Here is a 14,232-nt window from a genome sequence, read left to right on the forward strand (position 1 = left end):
TCAGCCTGCTTGCGGCAGGCGCTGGTTCTGCTTGCGCTCGACGAACGCCACCACGCGCGTCAGCGAGTCCAGGTTCTCCGGAACCAGCTCCTTGTCCTCCAGCTTGATGCCGAGGTCCGACTCCAGGAACGCCACCAGCTCCATCATCCCCGTGGAGTCGATGAGCCCCTTGCGCAGGAAGGAGTCGTCATCGCCGAAGTCGTCCACGAAGAACGTGTCGACGATGAAGGTACGGATGCGTTCACGAATGCTCACGGTAGGACGTCCTGTCTGGAAATGCGGTGGTGGGGTGATGGAACAACCCGGGCGTGACTCAAGACGCGCCCGGGACGAAGACTTGAGGTGCTCAGCTGCCCGTGTCGCGGGCAACCAGCTCCAGGCTCATGTTGCGCGCGGGGTTGCCCATGGCCAGCGTGTCCGGCGGCACGTCCTGGGTGACGATGCTCCCGGCGGCGACCACCGAGCGCGCTCCCACGCGCACGCCGGGCATGATGATGGCGCCGTGCGCCACCCAGACATCGTCCTCGATGATGATGGGCGCGGTGTGGAGCCCGTCCCGGTCCCCCACGCGCACGAACGACGCGAACATGCACCGGGCCCCCACGCTCACCGAGCGCCAGGCCTCCAGGCACACGCCGTAGTTGAACTGCGTCTCGTTGCCGATGGCCAGCCGGCCCCCGGGGTGGCACACGAGGGAGCTGGGCAGCATCCCGCCGGAGAACGTCAGCCGGTCCCCGAGGAGCATCTCCCCCGCGTTGTGCACGCTCACCGGCCCGTAGGCCGCCACGTTGCGGCCCAGCGTCTGGACGGCGCGGAACTGCCAGCGCGCCCGCACCATCGCCACCGCGCGTTCGGCGCGGGGCCGGGCCGCGCGGCCCATCTCCTCGAGCTGGGCGACCACTCCGGGAATCCGGACGAATGGGCTCCGCGACGTCATCCCATCACCTCCCTGCGCAGCACCCTGGCGGGCGCGCCCCCCACCGTCACCCCCGCCGGAATCCGACGCGAGACGACGGTGCCGGGCGCCACGGTGCAGCCCTTCTGCAGCTGCGCGCCCGGCAACAGGATGGCACGACTGCCCACCGTCACGCCCTCCTCGATGACCAGGGGCACCGACGGAGGCCGCTCATGGCGGTTTCCCCTCAGCGGATGGTGTTGGTTGTCCATCACCTTGCTGAACGGCCCCAGCCGCGCGCCGCGTCCCACGGTGATGGAGCTCAGCGCCTCCAGCGACGCGCCGCCCTCGATGTGGGCGTCGTCGCCCAGGACGATGACGCTGTCCGGGGACATGGCGTGCAGCTCGATGGGCGCCAGCCGTCCATCCAGCACCACTCGGTTTCCCACCAGCACCCGGCCCGCGCCGTGGACCCACACCCGGCCCAGCACCGTGGGCGAGTCCCCTATCTCCTGGCAGCGCCTCAGCTTCAGGCGCGCCATGAGCTTCCCCCACTGACTCGACAGTGATTGCGGTAACGGCCTCATGTCACGGCGTGGCCTGGACCGCGGGGATGGGAGGCTGCACCACCGGCGCGGGAAGGCTCGCCAGGAAGTTGAGCAGCTCGGTGGCCAGGCGCGCCTGGGCCGCGGGGTTCAGGTGGCCGCCGTCGTCGGAATAGCCGGGCACCATGGCCGGCCACGTCTGGCCATTGAGCTCGTAGGTCTCCTTCGAGCCGTCGGGCGCCGTGGCCTCCAGGCGCGCCAGGTCGAACAGGGGCTCCTTGCCGGCGTACGTCTTGCGCATCAGCTCGTTGAACGTCTCGCGCTGCACGTTCTCCGCCACGCCCCACACGGGCCGGCCGAGCAGCTCCTTCAGCCACGCCTTCGCGCCGCGCTGCACCGTGGTCAGCGGCGCCGTCACGTGCACGAAGGTGGTGCCGGGGTGGCGCGCCTTCAGGCCCTCCATCGCCACGCGGTACTTCTCGAACAGCGCGCGCGTGTCCGTGGCCCCGTTGATGTCGATGTAGCAGAACTTGAAGAAGGCCACGTCCGTCGACTTCGCGAGCCCACCGTCCATCAGCCGCTCGAAGTCGGCGATCTTCGACTCGGGCTTCTCGTTCTGTCCCACCAGGGCGTGCGCCAGGGTGCCGGGGGCCAGCGACTCGGTGGGGCTCTGCACCTCCACCACGCGCGGCACCACGCCCTGGGCCGAGTTGGGCAGCGCCTTGACGCCATCCAGGATGTTGCCCCCCACCGACTGGTGGCCGAAGAAGATGCGACGACTCGACAGCTTCTCCAGCGAAGCGCTCGGCGCGGAGGCCTGCGCCACCGTGCCGTGCAACGCCATCAGCAGCATGGCGGGCAAAGCCAGCACGCTCACGCGAACCAGAAACGTCCAGTCGAAGTGCATGCGGACTCTTAAACCCTTCCGTCGGCAAGCGTCAAAGGGCCAACCAAGCGGGACGTCCGCTGGTCCCCTCAACCGCGTGGGACGGAAGGGCTGGGGCGAAGTCACCCCATGCCTGCTCGCCAGGCCAGCGCGGGCTCGTGGCGGGGCTTGACGCTGGCGGGAGACGGCGTTCCGCCAGGAGAGAACGCTACTCCGCGCGCAGTGACACGGACGGTGACACCCGGCTGGCGCGCAGCGCGGGAATCCAGGTGGCCAACAGCGACACCAGTCCCAGCGCCGCCGCGACTCCCAGGAAGACGCCTGGCTCATTGGCATTCACACCATAGAGGAGCGTCGCGAGCAGTCGCATGCAGCCGAAGGCGGCCAGGAGGCCCACCCCCACGCCGAGGAGCGTGAGCATCAGACCCTGGCGCATCACCAGCCCGAGCACCTGTCGGGGGTGGGCGCCCAATGCCAGGCGGATTCCCAGCTCCCGGGTGCGCTGGCCCACCGCATAGGCCATGACGCCATAGACGCCCACGCCCGCGAGCACCACCGCGAGCGCCGCGAAGGCCGCGAGCAGCCGCGCCGTCGCCAGGGGCCGGGACACCTGCCGGTCCATCCGGTCGATGAGGGGGGCCACGTCATACGCGGGCTGCTCGGCGTCCACGGCCTTGAGCTCCTGGCGCACGGCGGCCACCAGCGTGGACGGGTCGCGCGAGGTGCGCAGCAGGATGGACATGGTGGGCACCGGGTACTGCTCGTAGGGCAGGTAGGCCTCCGGCTGGGCGGGCTCCGTCAGGCGATTGTGACGCACGTCCGCCACCACGCCGACGATGTCGCGGAAGGGCTCGTTGTCGCTCCAGCCCAGGCGGATCCTGCGGCCCAGGGCCTCGCCACCCCCGAGGTACTTGCGCACGAAGGCCTCGTTGACGATGACGCTGGGGGCGCCCTTCTGCGCGTCGCGGCCGTCGAAGTCGCGCCCCTCGCGCAGCGCGACGCGCAGGGCCCGGAAGTAGCCCGGCGAGGCCACCCGGAACTCGGTGACGTAGCGCACGTTCGAGTCCTGGGGTGCCCCCTCCAGCGTGAAGTCACCGTTGGAGTTGCTGCCGCCCAGGGGCGCGTCGTTGACCATGCCCACGGCCTCCACATCCGGCAGCGCGCGCAGCCGCTCGAGGTAGTCGGCGAAGAAGCCGCGCTGCTTGTCGAAGCCGCCATACTTGAGGTCCGGCAGCGCCAGCCGCGCGTGCAGCACCCGCTGCGCGTCGAAGCCCGGGTCCACCGCCTGCATGTTGCGCAGCGTCTGCACCATCAGCACCGTGCCCACCAGCAGCACCAGCGCCAGGGCCAGCTGCACGGCCACCAGCCCGTTGCGCAGCGGGTGGTTGGCGCGCGCGCCCACCGCGCTCCCGGACTGCTTGAGCAGCGGCAGCACGTCCGTGCCGGAGGTGTGCAGCGCGGGCGCCAGGCCGAAGAGCAACCCCGCGCCCAGCGAGAGCGCCACGCTGAACAGGAGCGCGGGCATGCTCAGCTCCACCGGCGTCATGCGCAACATCGAGGCGGGCAGCAGCGCGCGCACCAGCTCCATGCCCCACATGACGAGCAAGAGGCCCACCAGTCCACCGACGAGGCCGAGCAGCACGCTCTCCGCCAGGGCCTGCTGGATGCGCCGTCCCCGGCTGGCCCCGAGCGCCGCGCGGATGGCGCCGTCCCGCTGCCGCGCCAGCGCGCGCACCAGCAGGAGGTTGGCCACGTTGGCGCAAGCGATGAGCAGCACGAAGCCCACCGCCGCCCAGAGCGCCCACAGCACCGGCCGCGAGGAGGACGTGAGGTAGCGCTGCCACAGGTCCGTCGTCACGCCGTGGGCCTTGTCGCCCGGGGCGTCCGGCCGGGCGATGAGCTGGGCCACCCGCGCCAGGTCCGCCGTCGCCGCCTCCAGCGTGACGCCCGGCGCCATCCGCCCGATGACGCTCATGTAGTGGTTGCCGTGCTGCTCCGGGTTGAGCCAGTTGGGCAGCCACACGTCGACGTCCTCGGAGTATTCCGGGAAGGTGAAGCTCTCCGGCAGCACACCCGCCACCGTGTACGTGCGCCCATCCAACTGCACCGTCCCGCCCACCGCGGCCGGAGCTCCGCCGAGGGCCTTCTTCCAGAAGGCGTGGCTCACCACCACGCTGCCCGGGGGATTGCCCGGCTGGGCGTCCTCGTCCCGGAAGTCCCGCCCCAGCGTGGGGGTTACTCCGAGCGTCTGGAAGAAGTTGGGGGTGACGCGGCCCGCGCGGACGCGCTCGGCGGAGTCCGCGCCCGTGCGGCTCATGTCCCGACGGGTGAAGCCGGCGAGCTGCGCGAAGGAGCGGCCATGCTCCCGCCAGCCGAGCAGCTCCGGCGGCGCCACCGACGCCTGCTGGAAATCCAATTGCCTGCACCACAGCCGCACGAGCGCCTCGGGCGCCTGGAAGGGCAGGGGCTTGAGCAGCATCGCGTGGATGGCGCTGAAGAGGACGGTGTTCGCGCCGATGGCCAGCGCGAGCGTCACCACGGCGGCCAGGGTGAAGCCCGGCGTGTGTCTCAGCGTGCGCAGCGCGTAGCGGAAGTCTTGACGAAGCGAGTCCATGGCGGGCCCCCAAAGCGAAGGCCATGCCAGCCCGCATGGGGCGAGGCAACCCCCCAAGTTCCCTGGAGGGATGCTCGCCCGAGTCCCCGCGCCGTTCGCGGATGCGGGAAGTCCGTGTCCCGGAAGCGGACACGGGACGGTGGACCGTCAGTGGAAGTTCCAGCGGCCGGCGATCTCCTCGCAGGCGAGCACGACGTCCTGGAGCCGGCGCTGGCGGGCCTTCGGCGCGACGAACAGGCGGCCGGCGAACACGTCGAAGACGCCCACCAGGCGCGGGTCCACGGGGCCCTGCTGCTCCAGGCGCTCCTCGGCGAAGAGCTGGAGCACGGTGGCGATGTACTGGCCGGCGCGCTCGTCGAGCGGCGTGTGCTTGGAGAAGTAGAACTTCAGGACGCCCGAGCGCATCTGCCCGCGCGCGTCCACGCCTCGCAGGAGGACCTCCGGGCGCACCTTCACGGCGACGCCCGCGACGTCCAGGGGCGCGAGCTCCGGGTCCGCGGGGCTGGCCACGGCGCGGGTGGCCAGGTCATCCGCGGCGACGAGGCAGCGCTGGAGGGCCTCCGCGCACAGGGCGAGCCGGTGCGCGTCGAAGTCCGAGTCCGCCTGGGCGTTGAGGAGCCGGCGCTGGTGATAGCGCAGGATGACCTCGTCCCGGCCTTCGCAGAGGAACTCGGTGATGGCCTGGGCCGCCGCGGGGTAGCGCAGGTACTGCGGATCCACCGGGTTCTTCTGCCCCTGGATGATGCGCTTTCGCAGCGACGGCGTTCCGGTGAGGTACTGGCCGAGCTGGTTGACCGAGACGCACGGGTTCTCACGAGGGGTGGTCATGTCGACGACTTCCTTTCCGGTAGCGGGAATGAAGAGAGACTACCGGAAGGGTCTGACATTCCCTCGGAGGCCGGGCGGCCCGAGCGCCCCGGAAGATGGCCGCCCTGGCAGGTAGGGCGGGCAGGCACGACCGGGGCTGAGAGGCGGGTTCTGGAGGCCCGCTGCGGGCTACTCGTGGTGGGCGCCGTGCAGGCCGAAAATCTGGCGCAGGCGGCCGAGGATCCGGCCCACCTCGGCGGGGATGGGGTCCCCGGCGGCGCCGCTGGCCTGGGCCACGGCCCGCAGCTGGGTGCGCCGCTGCGCCAGGATGGAGGACAGCTGCCGGGCCAGGTTGGGGTGCTCGCCGAACAGGCGCGCGAAGGTGGGCCGGTCCACCTCGAGCAGCAGCGAGTCCTCCAGGGCCACGATGGTGGCGGCGCGCTTCTCGCCGGTGAGCAGCGACATCTCGCCGAAGTAGCCGCCCTGGCCCAGCCGCGTCACCTCGGACTGGGACTTGCCGGCGCGCACGCTGACCTCGCCGGAGGCGAGCACGTAGAACGTCCGGCCGTCATCACCCTCCTGGATGATGTGCTCGTCGCGGCCGAAGCGGCGCACGTGGACCTCCTGGCCCAGCCGCTCCAGGTCCGTGTCCGACAGGGGTTCGAACAGGTCCACCGCGCGCAAGAGGCGCAGCACCGTGTGCGCGGGCAGCTCCGGCTTGTCCGCGTCCTCGCGCATGCGCACCACGCGGTGGGGCACGGGCGGCTCGATGCCGTCGCGCCGCATCCGGTACCACAGGCGCGTGTGCACCTCCGCCATCGTCGCGTCCGCGAGCGAGAAGTCGTTCACGAAGAAGCGCAGCATGTAGCGCACCGACTGCTCGTCGAACGCGAGCGTGCGGGTGATGGGCGCCGGGTCCACCAGCACCTGCGGAATCTCCCGCGCCACGTCCATCAGGGCCGCCTTCATCACGTTGGGCGGAGTGTCGTACGAGGCGCGCACCTGCATGTCCACGCCCACCGGCTCGCGGTCCTGGTTGAACGTCTTGAGCTGCTCCTTGGCCACCATGGAGTTGGGCAGCGTCACCAGCTCGCGGCGGAACGTCATGATGCGGATGGAGCGCCAGTTGACCTGCGCCACGCGCCCCACGTGCTCGCCGATGCGCACGAAGTCGCCGACCTCGAAGGGCTTGTCCAACTGCAGGGACAGGCCCGCGAAGAGGTTGCCCAGGGTCTCCTGGAGCGCCAGACCGATGACCACCGACAGCACCGCGGACGTGGCCACCAGGCCCGTCAGGTCCAGGTCCAGCTGCGTCTGGACGATGGGGACCGCGGCGAGCGTGTACAGCAGGAAGTCGATGACGTTGCGGAGGATCTTCGGCGTCGCCACCGACGTCGAGCGCAGCCTCATCAGCTTCAGCCCGAAGCCCACGCCCGCGCGGATGACGCCGAACGCGAACGTCAGCATCCAGGCGACCTGCAGCGCCTTCATCGGCCCGGGCGGCGTGGTGGCGGGCATCGCCCAGGCCGCCACGCGCAGGATGAGGAACATCACCATCAGCCGCAGGGCCCCGGTGAGATCCCGCTTCAGGTCCACGTCCTGGCTGGAGGCCCGGGTTCCCAGCAGCACCAGCGCCAATATCGCGCCGACGGCCAGGGACAGATTGCTCTGGAGGAAAGGCAGCAAGACCCCCTGACTCTCTCCCGCGCGTACATGGGGGTCAAGGCAGCGGTTGACGCGTGGCGCGCAAGCGGGGATACACGCGCCATGACCCTCGCATCGGTGCTGGGACAGCCCCGCGCGATTGATTCACTTCAGGCGGCACTTCGCTCTGGCGCGGTGCACCACGCGTATCTCTTCGCGGGGCCGGAGGGCGTGGGCAAGGAGCGAGCAGCCGTGGGCCTGGCCCAGGCGCTCACCTGCCCCGAGCAGCCGGACGTGGGCTGCGGCACCTGCGCCAGCTGCACGCGCGTGGCGCGCGGCCTCCACCCCGACGTCACCTGGGTGATGCCCGACGATGAGCGCGTGTCGCGAGGCCTCGCGGGGCGCTCGGACTTCACGGGCACGCCGAGCCGGGATCTGCGCGTGGAGCAGATCCGCCAGCTGCAGGAGCGGCTGGCCCTGCGCGGGCTGGAGTCGCGCCGCAAGGTGGCCATCCTCGTCTCCGCGCAGGCGATGAACGTGCAGGCGCAGAACGCGTTCCTCAAGACGCTGGAGGAGCCGCCGTCGGACACCACGCTGGTGCTGGTGGCCAGCGCCATGGACAAGCTGCTGCCCACCATCCGCAGCCGGTGCAGCAAGGTGCACTTCGGCCCGCTGCCGGTGGAGCTGGTCGCCGAGCGCGTGCGCACCGAGCGCAAGCTGGACGCGGACACCGCGCAGCTGGCGGCCATCATGGCCGGAGGCAGCCTGGGCCGCGCGCTGTCGCTGGACGTGGAGGCGCTGGCCCGCCGCAAGGACGTGGTGACGGCCTTCGAGAGCCTGCGCGGCGACAACGCGGTGGGGCTCTTGCGCTTCGCGGACGAGCACGGCGGCTCGCGCGAGGACGCGGAGGCGACGCTGGAGCTGTTGACGCTCTGGACGCGCGACGTGGCCCTGGCCAAGGTCGGCCGCGAGGACTCGCTGGCGAACCGCGACCTGCGTGCGCTGGCGGTGGAGGTGGGCGCGCGGCTGTCCGATGCGTGGCTGCACCGTCGCCATGCGCTGCTCGACGGCGCGCGCGCGGCGGTGGCCCGCAACGGCGCGCCCCGGCTGCAGTTGGAGCGGATGCTCATCGACCTGTTCACGGAGACGTCCCGATGAGCTCGGAGCTGGACGACGTGCTGGCGGGCGTGAAGGCCGGGAAGCTCGCGCCGCTGTACCTGCTGTGGGGCGAGGAGTTCCTGGTCCGCAAGGGCGCCGACGAGCTGGTCAAGCTGCTGGTGCCCGACGCGGCGGTGGGCCTCAACCTCGTCACGCTGGACGCGGGCAGCCCGCGCGAGGTGGCGCAGGAGCTGGCCACCCTGCCGCTGTTCCCCGGCCGCAAGGTCGTGGTGGTGAGGGACCCGGAGTTCCTCGCGCCGAAGAAGGGGCGCGGAGATCCGCTGGCCAAGGCGCGCGAGGCGTGGAAGGCGGGCAAGCGCAAGGAGGGCGCCCGGCGACTGCTGGCGCTGGCGGCGCGCGCGGGCTGGGGCGTGGACCAGCTGGACCCGTCCGCGTCCAAGGCGCCGTCGGTGGAGCAGTGGAAGGAGGAGCTGAACGTCGACCTCGCGGAGGCGGACGTGGCGTTCCTGAAGGAGGCCGCGGCCTTCTGCAAGGAGGAGCGCATCAGCGCCCCCGAGGGCGACGCCACCGTGCTCATCGACCTCATCCAGAAGGGCGCGCCGGCGGGACACGCGCTGGTGATGGCGGCCACGGAGGTGGACGCGAAGAACCCGCTGGTGAAGCTGGCGCAGGACAAGGGCCACGTCGTCGAGCGCAAGGTGGCCGCGCGCCACAAGGACCTGGACCTCTCCGACATCGCCAAGGAGTTCCTGGCGCCCTTCAAGAAGAAGCTGGGGCCTGGCGCGCTGGAGGAGCTCAAGGAGCGCGTGGGCGGCAACATCCGCCTGCTGCAGTCGGAGCTGGAGAAGCTGGCCACGTACTCGGAGGGGCCCGCCATCGAGCGCTCCGACGTGGTGATGCTGGTGCACCACGCGCGCGAGGAGGAGTTCTTCGAGCTGTCCGAGGCGCTCCAGAAGCGCGACTTCCGCGGCGCGCTGTCCTACGCGGAGGACGCGATGGGGCAGGGGACGCACGCGCTGCAGCTGTTGGGCGCGGTGGCCTCCATCGTCCGCACGCTGCTGGAGAGCCACGAGTGGCTGACGCGCTACGCGGGAGGCACGCCGCCGCGCACCGCGAAGGACGTGGAGGCCCGCGTGTTCCCCAAGCTGGAGGCGGAGCTGAAGGGCACCCGGCGCAAGATGCCCAACGCGTGGGCGCTCACCTTCAGCATGAAGGCGGCCGCGGGCTACGAGCGCAAGGAGCTGCTCGGCGCGCTGGTGGCATGCGCGGAGGCGGACCTGTCGCTGAAGTCGTCTGGCAACGGGCGGCTGGTCATCGAGCGGCTGCTGGCCACCGTGTGCCTCGGCGCCTGAGGGGCGGGCGGGCACGCTGGGACGTGCACTCGGAGTCCGGCTCGGGTAGAGGAGGCGGCGTATGGCGGACAAGCGTCGCTTCGACCTCTTCGCGGATTTCATCGTGTCGCGCTTCATGGCCCCTCGCGTCTTCGACGTGGCGGGAGGGCAGGGGCGCCTCAACGAGGCCCTGACGCGGCGGGGCCGCGCCGTCACCACCTTCGATTTGCGGCACAAGCACCTGCCGGTGACGTACGCCCAGCGCATCTTCACGGTCGACGAGCCGTGCGAGGCGGAGCTGGTGGTGGGCATGCACCCGGACGGCGCCACCCGCGTCATCATCGAGTACGCGGCGAGGCATCGGCTGCCGTTCGCGGTGGTGCCGTGCTGCTCGGACAACGGGATGCCCTACAACCCGTGGATGCGTCACCTGGCGGAGCTGGCGCGCGCGTCCGGCTTCACCACTGTCGAGGAGGTGAAGCTCTCCATGGACGGCCGGGCACGCGTCCTCGTGGGCGAGCCTGCCCCCGTCGGGCCGGCCTGAGGCGAGTGCCCGCCCGACGACACGTCCGGTGTCCCGGGGGCTGGCTGCCCCGACCCCGCTTCGGCGTCTAGCTTCCCGGACATCGACGCGGGGAGCGGGAGATGGTGACGGAGTGGGACGGGCATGCGACGGCGCAGGTCTGGCGACCCGGCACATACCCAGGACTGGTGCTGTACCGGGTGAGTGGCCGAGCCACCACGCAGGCGTTGCATGTCCATGACGAGCTCCAGCTCACGCTGGACGTGGGGCATGTCCAGCAGGTGTGCTGCGGAGGGGTCCGGCTGATGGCCCCCCCCGGAAGCCTCGTCGTGATTCCTCCGGGCGAGGTCCACGCGCTGCACGCCGAGAGCGGTCGGCCTGGGGTGCTGTGCGGGATGCTCGTGCCGGTGGCCCTCCTCAGGCCGCCGTCGCGCCCTGCCCGGGAGGAGGAGGGACCGCCCATCGTCGACGACCTCTTTCCCGGAGGGGGCGCGGTGCTCGCCGACCCGGACGTGGCGCGGGACTTCGTGGCGCTGCACCGCGCGCTGCGGGGGCTCGCCGCCGAGTCGGGGGCGCACTTGTGGCCCCTGCTCTCCCGGTTGCTGGCGCGCCTGCGTCAGGGCCGCGGTGGGCTCAGCGCGACGTGGGGTGGGGGACATCGAGCATCGCCGTGATGTCCTCCCAGGGGCCCTCGCACGGCGCGGACTGCGACACCAGGTAGTGCCCCACGCGTCCCGGAGCCAGGGCGACGATGGAGGACCAGCGCGTGCCGTAGGCGGGCGTGTGGATGCAGAGCGCCTGCAGGCGACGCAGGAACTCGGGAGGCAGTGACTCACCGGGCGCGGGGAGCGGTGTCCCCGTCGTCGGGGGCAGCAGGTCGTCGCCGAGCAGGGCCTTGAGCCCCGCTTCGAACCGGGGCCAGGGCTCGTGCGGCAGCTCCGCGGCGAGCACCCGGGCGCGCGCCACCTTGGGGAGCTCCGGGCTGTCGAGCACGTCATTGGGGAGCACGTGGATGCCTGGGGGGACGTCCTCGCGCCGCAGCTCGGCCTGGCCGGTCCTGGCGTAGGCGACCCGCAGCGTCCGGGCATCACCGTAGAGGAGGTTGAAGGGCAGGAAGTCCTCGCCGGACAGCGTGTCCAGGTAGCGCTCGATGCCCTCCACGCTGGCGGCCCGCAGGGCCTGGAGGACCACCTCTCCCCTCGAGCGGGGGGCCGGGCCCTTCCCTTGTCCGCCGCGCTGGTTCGTCAGGCCCACGAAGAGGCCCTCGTTAGTCACTCCCATCCACGTCCCGCCGCGCTCCACGTCCCGTCCGCCGACGGCGCGAGGGGACTCGAGCAGGACCTGGGGGCCCGTCGTGGGACGTGCGTAGAACTCGTCCCGGTTGGCCGCGAGCACCAGCGGCCATTCGGGGTGGACCTGACGAAGGATGACGATGGTGCACATTCGTATCCGGTCGATAACATCCCCGGCTCCGTCGTGCATTCGTGCGCGCGGCCCCACGCCGTCGATGACCTCGGCCCCCCGAGCGGCTAATGTCCGCCGCCCCCAGGAGAGTCCATGGCGGAGAGAATCCTCGTCACCAGTGCGCTTCCGTACGCGAACGGCCCCATCCATCTCGGGCACGCCGTCGAGTACATCCAGACCGATATCTACGTGCGCTTCCTCCGCTCATGCGGCAAGGACGTCGTCTACTTCTGCGCGGACGACACGCACGGCACGCCCATCGAGCTCAACGCGGCGAAGCACGGGCTCAAGCCCGAGGAGTTCATCGCCCGCTTCCAGGACGAGCACCAGAAGGACTTCCACGACCTGGACGTGCGCTTCGACGCCTTCCACTCCACCAACTCGCCGGAGAACCGCCACTACGCGGAGCTCATCTACGGGCGGCTGAAGGAGAAGGGCGACATCGAGCGCAAGGACGTCGAACAGGCGTACTGCGAGAAGGACCGCCGGTTCCTGCCCGACCGCTTCATCAAGGGCACCTGTCCCAACTGCAAGTCGCCGGACCAGTACGGTGACGTCTGTGAGAAGTGCGGCAAGGCGTACAGCCCCACGGACCTCATCGACCCGCACTGTTCGCTGTGTGGCACGCCGCCGGTGCGCAAGTCATCGGCGCACCTGTTCTTCAAGCTCTCGAAGCACGCGGACTTCCTCCAGGCGCTCCTGCGCAAGCCGGGCTTCCTCCACCCGGGGCTCGCGACGCAGCTGCAGGGCTTCTTCGAGAAGGGCCTCGCGGACTGGGACATCAGCCGCGACGGGCCCTACTTCGGCTTCGCGATTCCCGGTGAGACGGACAAGTACTTCTACGTCTGGCTGGACGCGCCCATCGGCTACATCGCCACGACGGAGAAGTGGGCGAAGCAGACGGGCAAGGCGCAGAGCGCGCTGGACTATTGGAGCAAGGACAGCGGCGCGCGCATCGTCCACTTCATCGGCAAGGACATCGTCTACTTCCACGCGCTGTTCTGGCCCGCGGTGCTGGACGTGGCGGGCCTGCATGTGCCGAGTGAGATCAAGGTCCACGGGCACCTCACGGTGAACGGGGAGAAGATGTCGAAGAGCCGCGGCACCATGATTCCGGTGCGCGACTACCTGACCCAGCTGGACCCCAGCTACCTGCGCTACTTCTACGCGGCCAACCTGGGCGCGGGCGTGGAGGACCTGGACCTCAACCTCAAGGACTTCCGTCTGCGGGTGAACGGGGAGCTGGTCAACAACGTGGGCAACCTGGCCAACCGCGCGCTGTCGCTCCTGGCCGGGCCGCTGGGCGGGACGCTGGCGCCGGCGCGGGCCGAGGGGCCTGGACGCGCGCTGGTGGAGTCGGTGCTGGCCCGGGTCGGCGAGGCGCGAGAGGCGTTCGAGAAGCTCGAGTACCGCAACGCCATCCGCGTCATCACGGACATCGCGTCGGCGGCGAATGCCTTCGTGCAGGCGCAGGCGCCGTGGGCGCTGGTGAAGAAGGACGCGGAGGCGGCGCGCGCGGACCTCTCCGACGCGGCGGATGTCGTGTACCTGCTGGGCGCGTTGCTGGCCCCGGTGACGCCTCGGTTGTCCGAGAAGCTGTTCGCGCAGCTGGGCGCGCCGCCGCTCACGTTCCAGGCGCTGGAGGGTGCGAAGTACCCGCTCCTGGACCGCAGCCGCCCCATCGGCACGCCGGAGCCGCTGTTGCCCCGGCTGGAGGAGGAGCGCGTCAACGCCATCCTCTCGCTGCCCGCGGGTGGCGCGCCGCCCCCGGCCGCCGAGGTGAAGAAGGCGGAGGGTGGCAAGGAGAAGAAGGCCGAGAAGAAGCCGGCCGAGGCCGCGCCCGTCACTCAGGCCACGGAGGGCGCGGGGGCAGGGGAGGCGTCCGCTGAAATCGAGTACGCGGACTTCGCCAAGGTGGTGCTCAAGTCGGGCAAGGTGCTCGCGGCGGAGAAGGTCCCCAAGGCGGACAAGCTGCTGAAGCTCACGGTGGACGTGGGTGAGGCGACGGGCCCGCGCACCATCGTCTCGGGCATCGCCGAGGCGTTCGCTCCGGAGACGCTGGTGGGGCGCAACGTCGTGGTGGTGGCGAACCTGAAGCCCCGCAGCCTCAAGGGCATCTCGTCGCGCGGCATGCTCCTGACGGCGGGCCCGGGCGGCAAGGACCTGTCCCTGTTGGACCCGGGCAACGTCCCTCCCGGCAGCGACGTGAAGTAGTCGGCGCGGACGGGGCAGGGAGGTAACGACCTGCCCTCGTTCGAATCGGGCAGTGTCCCGCCCGGACAGCGACGTGAAGTCGTCGAGCGGTGGGCGGAAGGGGCAGGGCGACAACCGCCTGCCCCTGTTCGAATCGGGCAGTGTCCCGCCGGGTCGCGACGTGAGGCCGTCGGTGCGGACGGGGCGGGCA

General features: G+C 70.9%; 13 protein-coding genes. 5 read left to right on the top strand and 8 right to left on the bottom strand.

The window, feature by feature from the left end:
• The 7 genes from LXT21_RS19245 to LXT21_RS19275 form a co-directional block, all read right to left on the bottom strand.
• A complete protein-coding gene (locus LXT21_RS19245; protein WP_046713040.1) occupies positions 1 to 255 on the bottom strand; it encodes an acyl carrier protein in 255 nt (84 codons plus the stop codon).
• A 91-nt stretch (positions 256 to 346) separates the two neighbouring features.
• A complete protein-coding gene (locus tag LXT21_RS19250) occupies positions 347 to 937 on the bottom strand; it encodes an acyltransferase (RefSeq protein WP_254039590.1) in 591 nt (196 codons plus the stop codon).
• Entirely contained in the window at positions 934 to 1,437 is a 504-nt protein-coding gene (locus LXT21_RS19255; RefSeq protein ID WP_254039591.1) for an acyltransferase, read from the bottom strand. The genes LXT21_RS19250 and LXT21_RS19255 overlap by 4 nt, the downstream gene beginning before the upstream one ends.
• 46 nt (positions 1,438 to 1,483) lie before the next feature.
• Positions 1,484 to 2,347, bottom strand: coding sequence for a hypothetical protein (locus LXT21_RS19260; RefSeq protein WP_254039592.1), 864 nt, complete (start codon positions 2,345 to 2,347; stop codon positions 1,484 to 1,486).
• A gap of 187 nt (positions 2,348 to 2,534) precedes the next feature.
• Positions 2,535 to 4,940: an ABC transporter permease gene (locus tag LXT21_RS19265; RefSeq protein ID WP_254039593.1), complete on the bottom strand. Its 2,406-nt coding sequence runs from the start codon at positions 4,938 to 4,940 to the stop codon at positions 2,535 to 2,537.
• A gap of 147 nt (positions 4,941 to 5,087) precedes the next feature.
• Positions 5,088 to 5,768, bottom strand: coding sequence for a hypothetical protein (locus LXT21_RS19270; RefSeq protein WP_254039594.1), 681 nt, complete (start codon positions 5,766 to 5,768; stop codon positions 5,088 to 5,090).
• A 168-nt stretch (positions 5,769 to 5,936) separates the two neighbouring features.
• A complete protein-coding gene (locus LXT21_RS19275; protein WP_254039595.1) occupies positions 5,937 to 7,433 on the bottom strand; it encodes a mechanosensitive ion channel family protein in 1,497 nt (498 codons plus the stop codon).
• 81 nt (positions 7,434 to 7,514) lie between these two features.
• Between LXT21_RS19275 and holB the strand changes: the two genes are divergently transcribed.
• From holB to LXT21_RS19295, 4 genes are all read left to right on the top strand, one after another.
• Positions 7,515 to 8,549 (top strand): DNA polymerase III subunit delta', encoded by a 1,035-nt coding sequence (holB, locus tag LXT21_RS19280; protein ID WP_254039596.1) that lies wholly within the window; start codon positions 7,515 to 7,517, stop codon positions 8,547 to 8,549.
• Positions 8,546 to 9,862: a DNA polymerase III subunit delta gene (holA, locus tag LXT21_RS19285; protein WP_254039597.1), complete on the top strand. Its 1,317-nt coding sequence runs from the start codon at positions 8,546 to 8,548 to the stop codon at positions 9,860 to 9,862. The genes holB and holA overlap by 4 nt, the downstream gene beginning before the upstream one ends.
• Before the next feature lie 61 nt (positions 9,863 to 9,923).
• Complete coding sequence (locus LXT21_RS19290) at positions 9,924 to 10,385, top strand: hypothetical protein (protein WP_254039598.1); 462 nt, start codon at positions 9,924 to 9,926, stop codon at positions 10,383 to 10,385.
• 101 nt (positions 10,386 to 10,486) lie between these two features.
• Entirely contained in the window at positions 10,487 to 11,038 is a 552-nt protein-coding gene (locus tag LXT21_RS19295) for an AraC family ligand binding domain-containing protein (protein ID WP_254039599.1), read from the top strand.
• Here the strand turns inward: LXT21_RS19295 and LXT21_RS19300 are convergent.
• A complete protein-coding gene (locus LXT21_RS19300) occupies positions 10,998 to 11,807 on the bottom strand; it encodes an NRDE family protein (RefSeq protein ID WP_254039600.1) in 810 nt (269 codons plus the stop codon). The genes LXT21_RS19295 and LXT21_RS19300 overlap by 41 nt on opposite strands.
• A 114-nt stretch (positions 11,808 to 11,921) precedes the next feature.
• On the opposite strand from LXT21_RS19300, the gene metG reads away from it, so the two are divergent.
• Positions 11,922 to 14,042, top strand: a complete 2,121-nt coding sequence (gene metG, locus LXT21_RS19305; RefSeq protein ID WP_254039601.1) for a methionine--tRNA ligase — start codon at positions 11,922 to 11,924, stop codon at positions 14,040 to 14,042.
• The last annotated feature ends 190 nt before the right edge of the window (positions 14,043 to 14,232 follow it).

Origin of the sequence: Myxococcus guangdongensis (assembly GCF_024198255.1) — a bacterium.
GTDB classification, from domain to species: domain Bacteria; phylum Myxococcota; class Myxococcia; order Myxococcales; family Myxococcaceae; genus Myxococcus; species Myxococcus guangdongensis.

Bases quoted from the DNA above. Each gene is read 5' to 3' on its own strand.
- LXT21_RS19250 (WP_254039590.1), bottom strand. From the start codon at position 937: ATGACGTCGCGGAGCCCATTCGTCCGGATTCCCGGAGTGGTCGCCCAG.
- LXT21_RS19255 (WP_254039591.1), bottom strand. From the start codon at position 1,437: ATGGCGCGCCTGAAGCTGAGGCGCTGCCAGGAGATAGGGGACTCGCCC.
- LXT21_RS19265 (WP_254039593.1), bottom strand. From the start codon at position 4,940: ATGGACTCGCTTCGTCAAGACTTCCGCTACGCGCTGCGCACGCTGAGA.
- LXT21_RS19260 (WP_254039592.1), bottom strand. From the start codon at position 2,347: ATGCACTTCGACTGGACGTTTCTGGTTCGCGTGAGCGTGCTGGCTTTG.
- LXT21_RS19300 (WP_254039600.1), bottom strand. From the start codon at position 11,807: ATGTGCACCATCGTCATCCTTCGTCAGGTCCACCCCGAATGGCCGCTG.
- holB (WP_254039596.1), top strand. From the start codon at position 7,515: ATGACCCTCGCATCGGTGCTGGGACAGCCCCGCGCGATTGATTCACTT.
- LXT21_RS19290 (WP_254039598.1), top strand. From the start codon at position 9,924: ATGGCGGACAAGCGTCGCTTCGACCTCTTCGCGGATTTCATCGTGTCG.
- LXT21_RS19270 (WP_254039594.1), bottom strand. From the start codon at position 5,768: ATGACCACCCCTCGTGAGAACCCGTGCGTCTCGGTCAACCAGCTCGGC.
- holA (WP_254039597.1), top strand. From the start codon at position 8,546: ATGAGCTCGGAGCTGGACGACGTGCTGGCGGGCGTGAAGGCCGGGAAG.
- metG (WP_254039601.1), top strand. From the start codon at position 11,922: ATGGCGGAGAGAATCCTCGTCACCAGTGCGCTTCCGTACGCGAACGGC.
- LXT21_RS19295 (WP_254039599.1), top strand. From the start codon at position 10,487: ATGGTGACGGAGTGGGACGGGCATGCGACGGCGCAGGTCTGGCGACCC.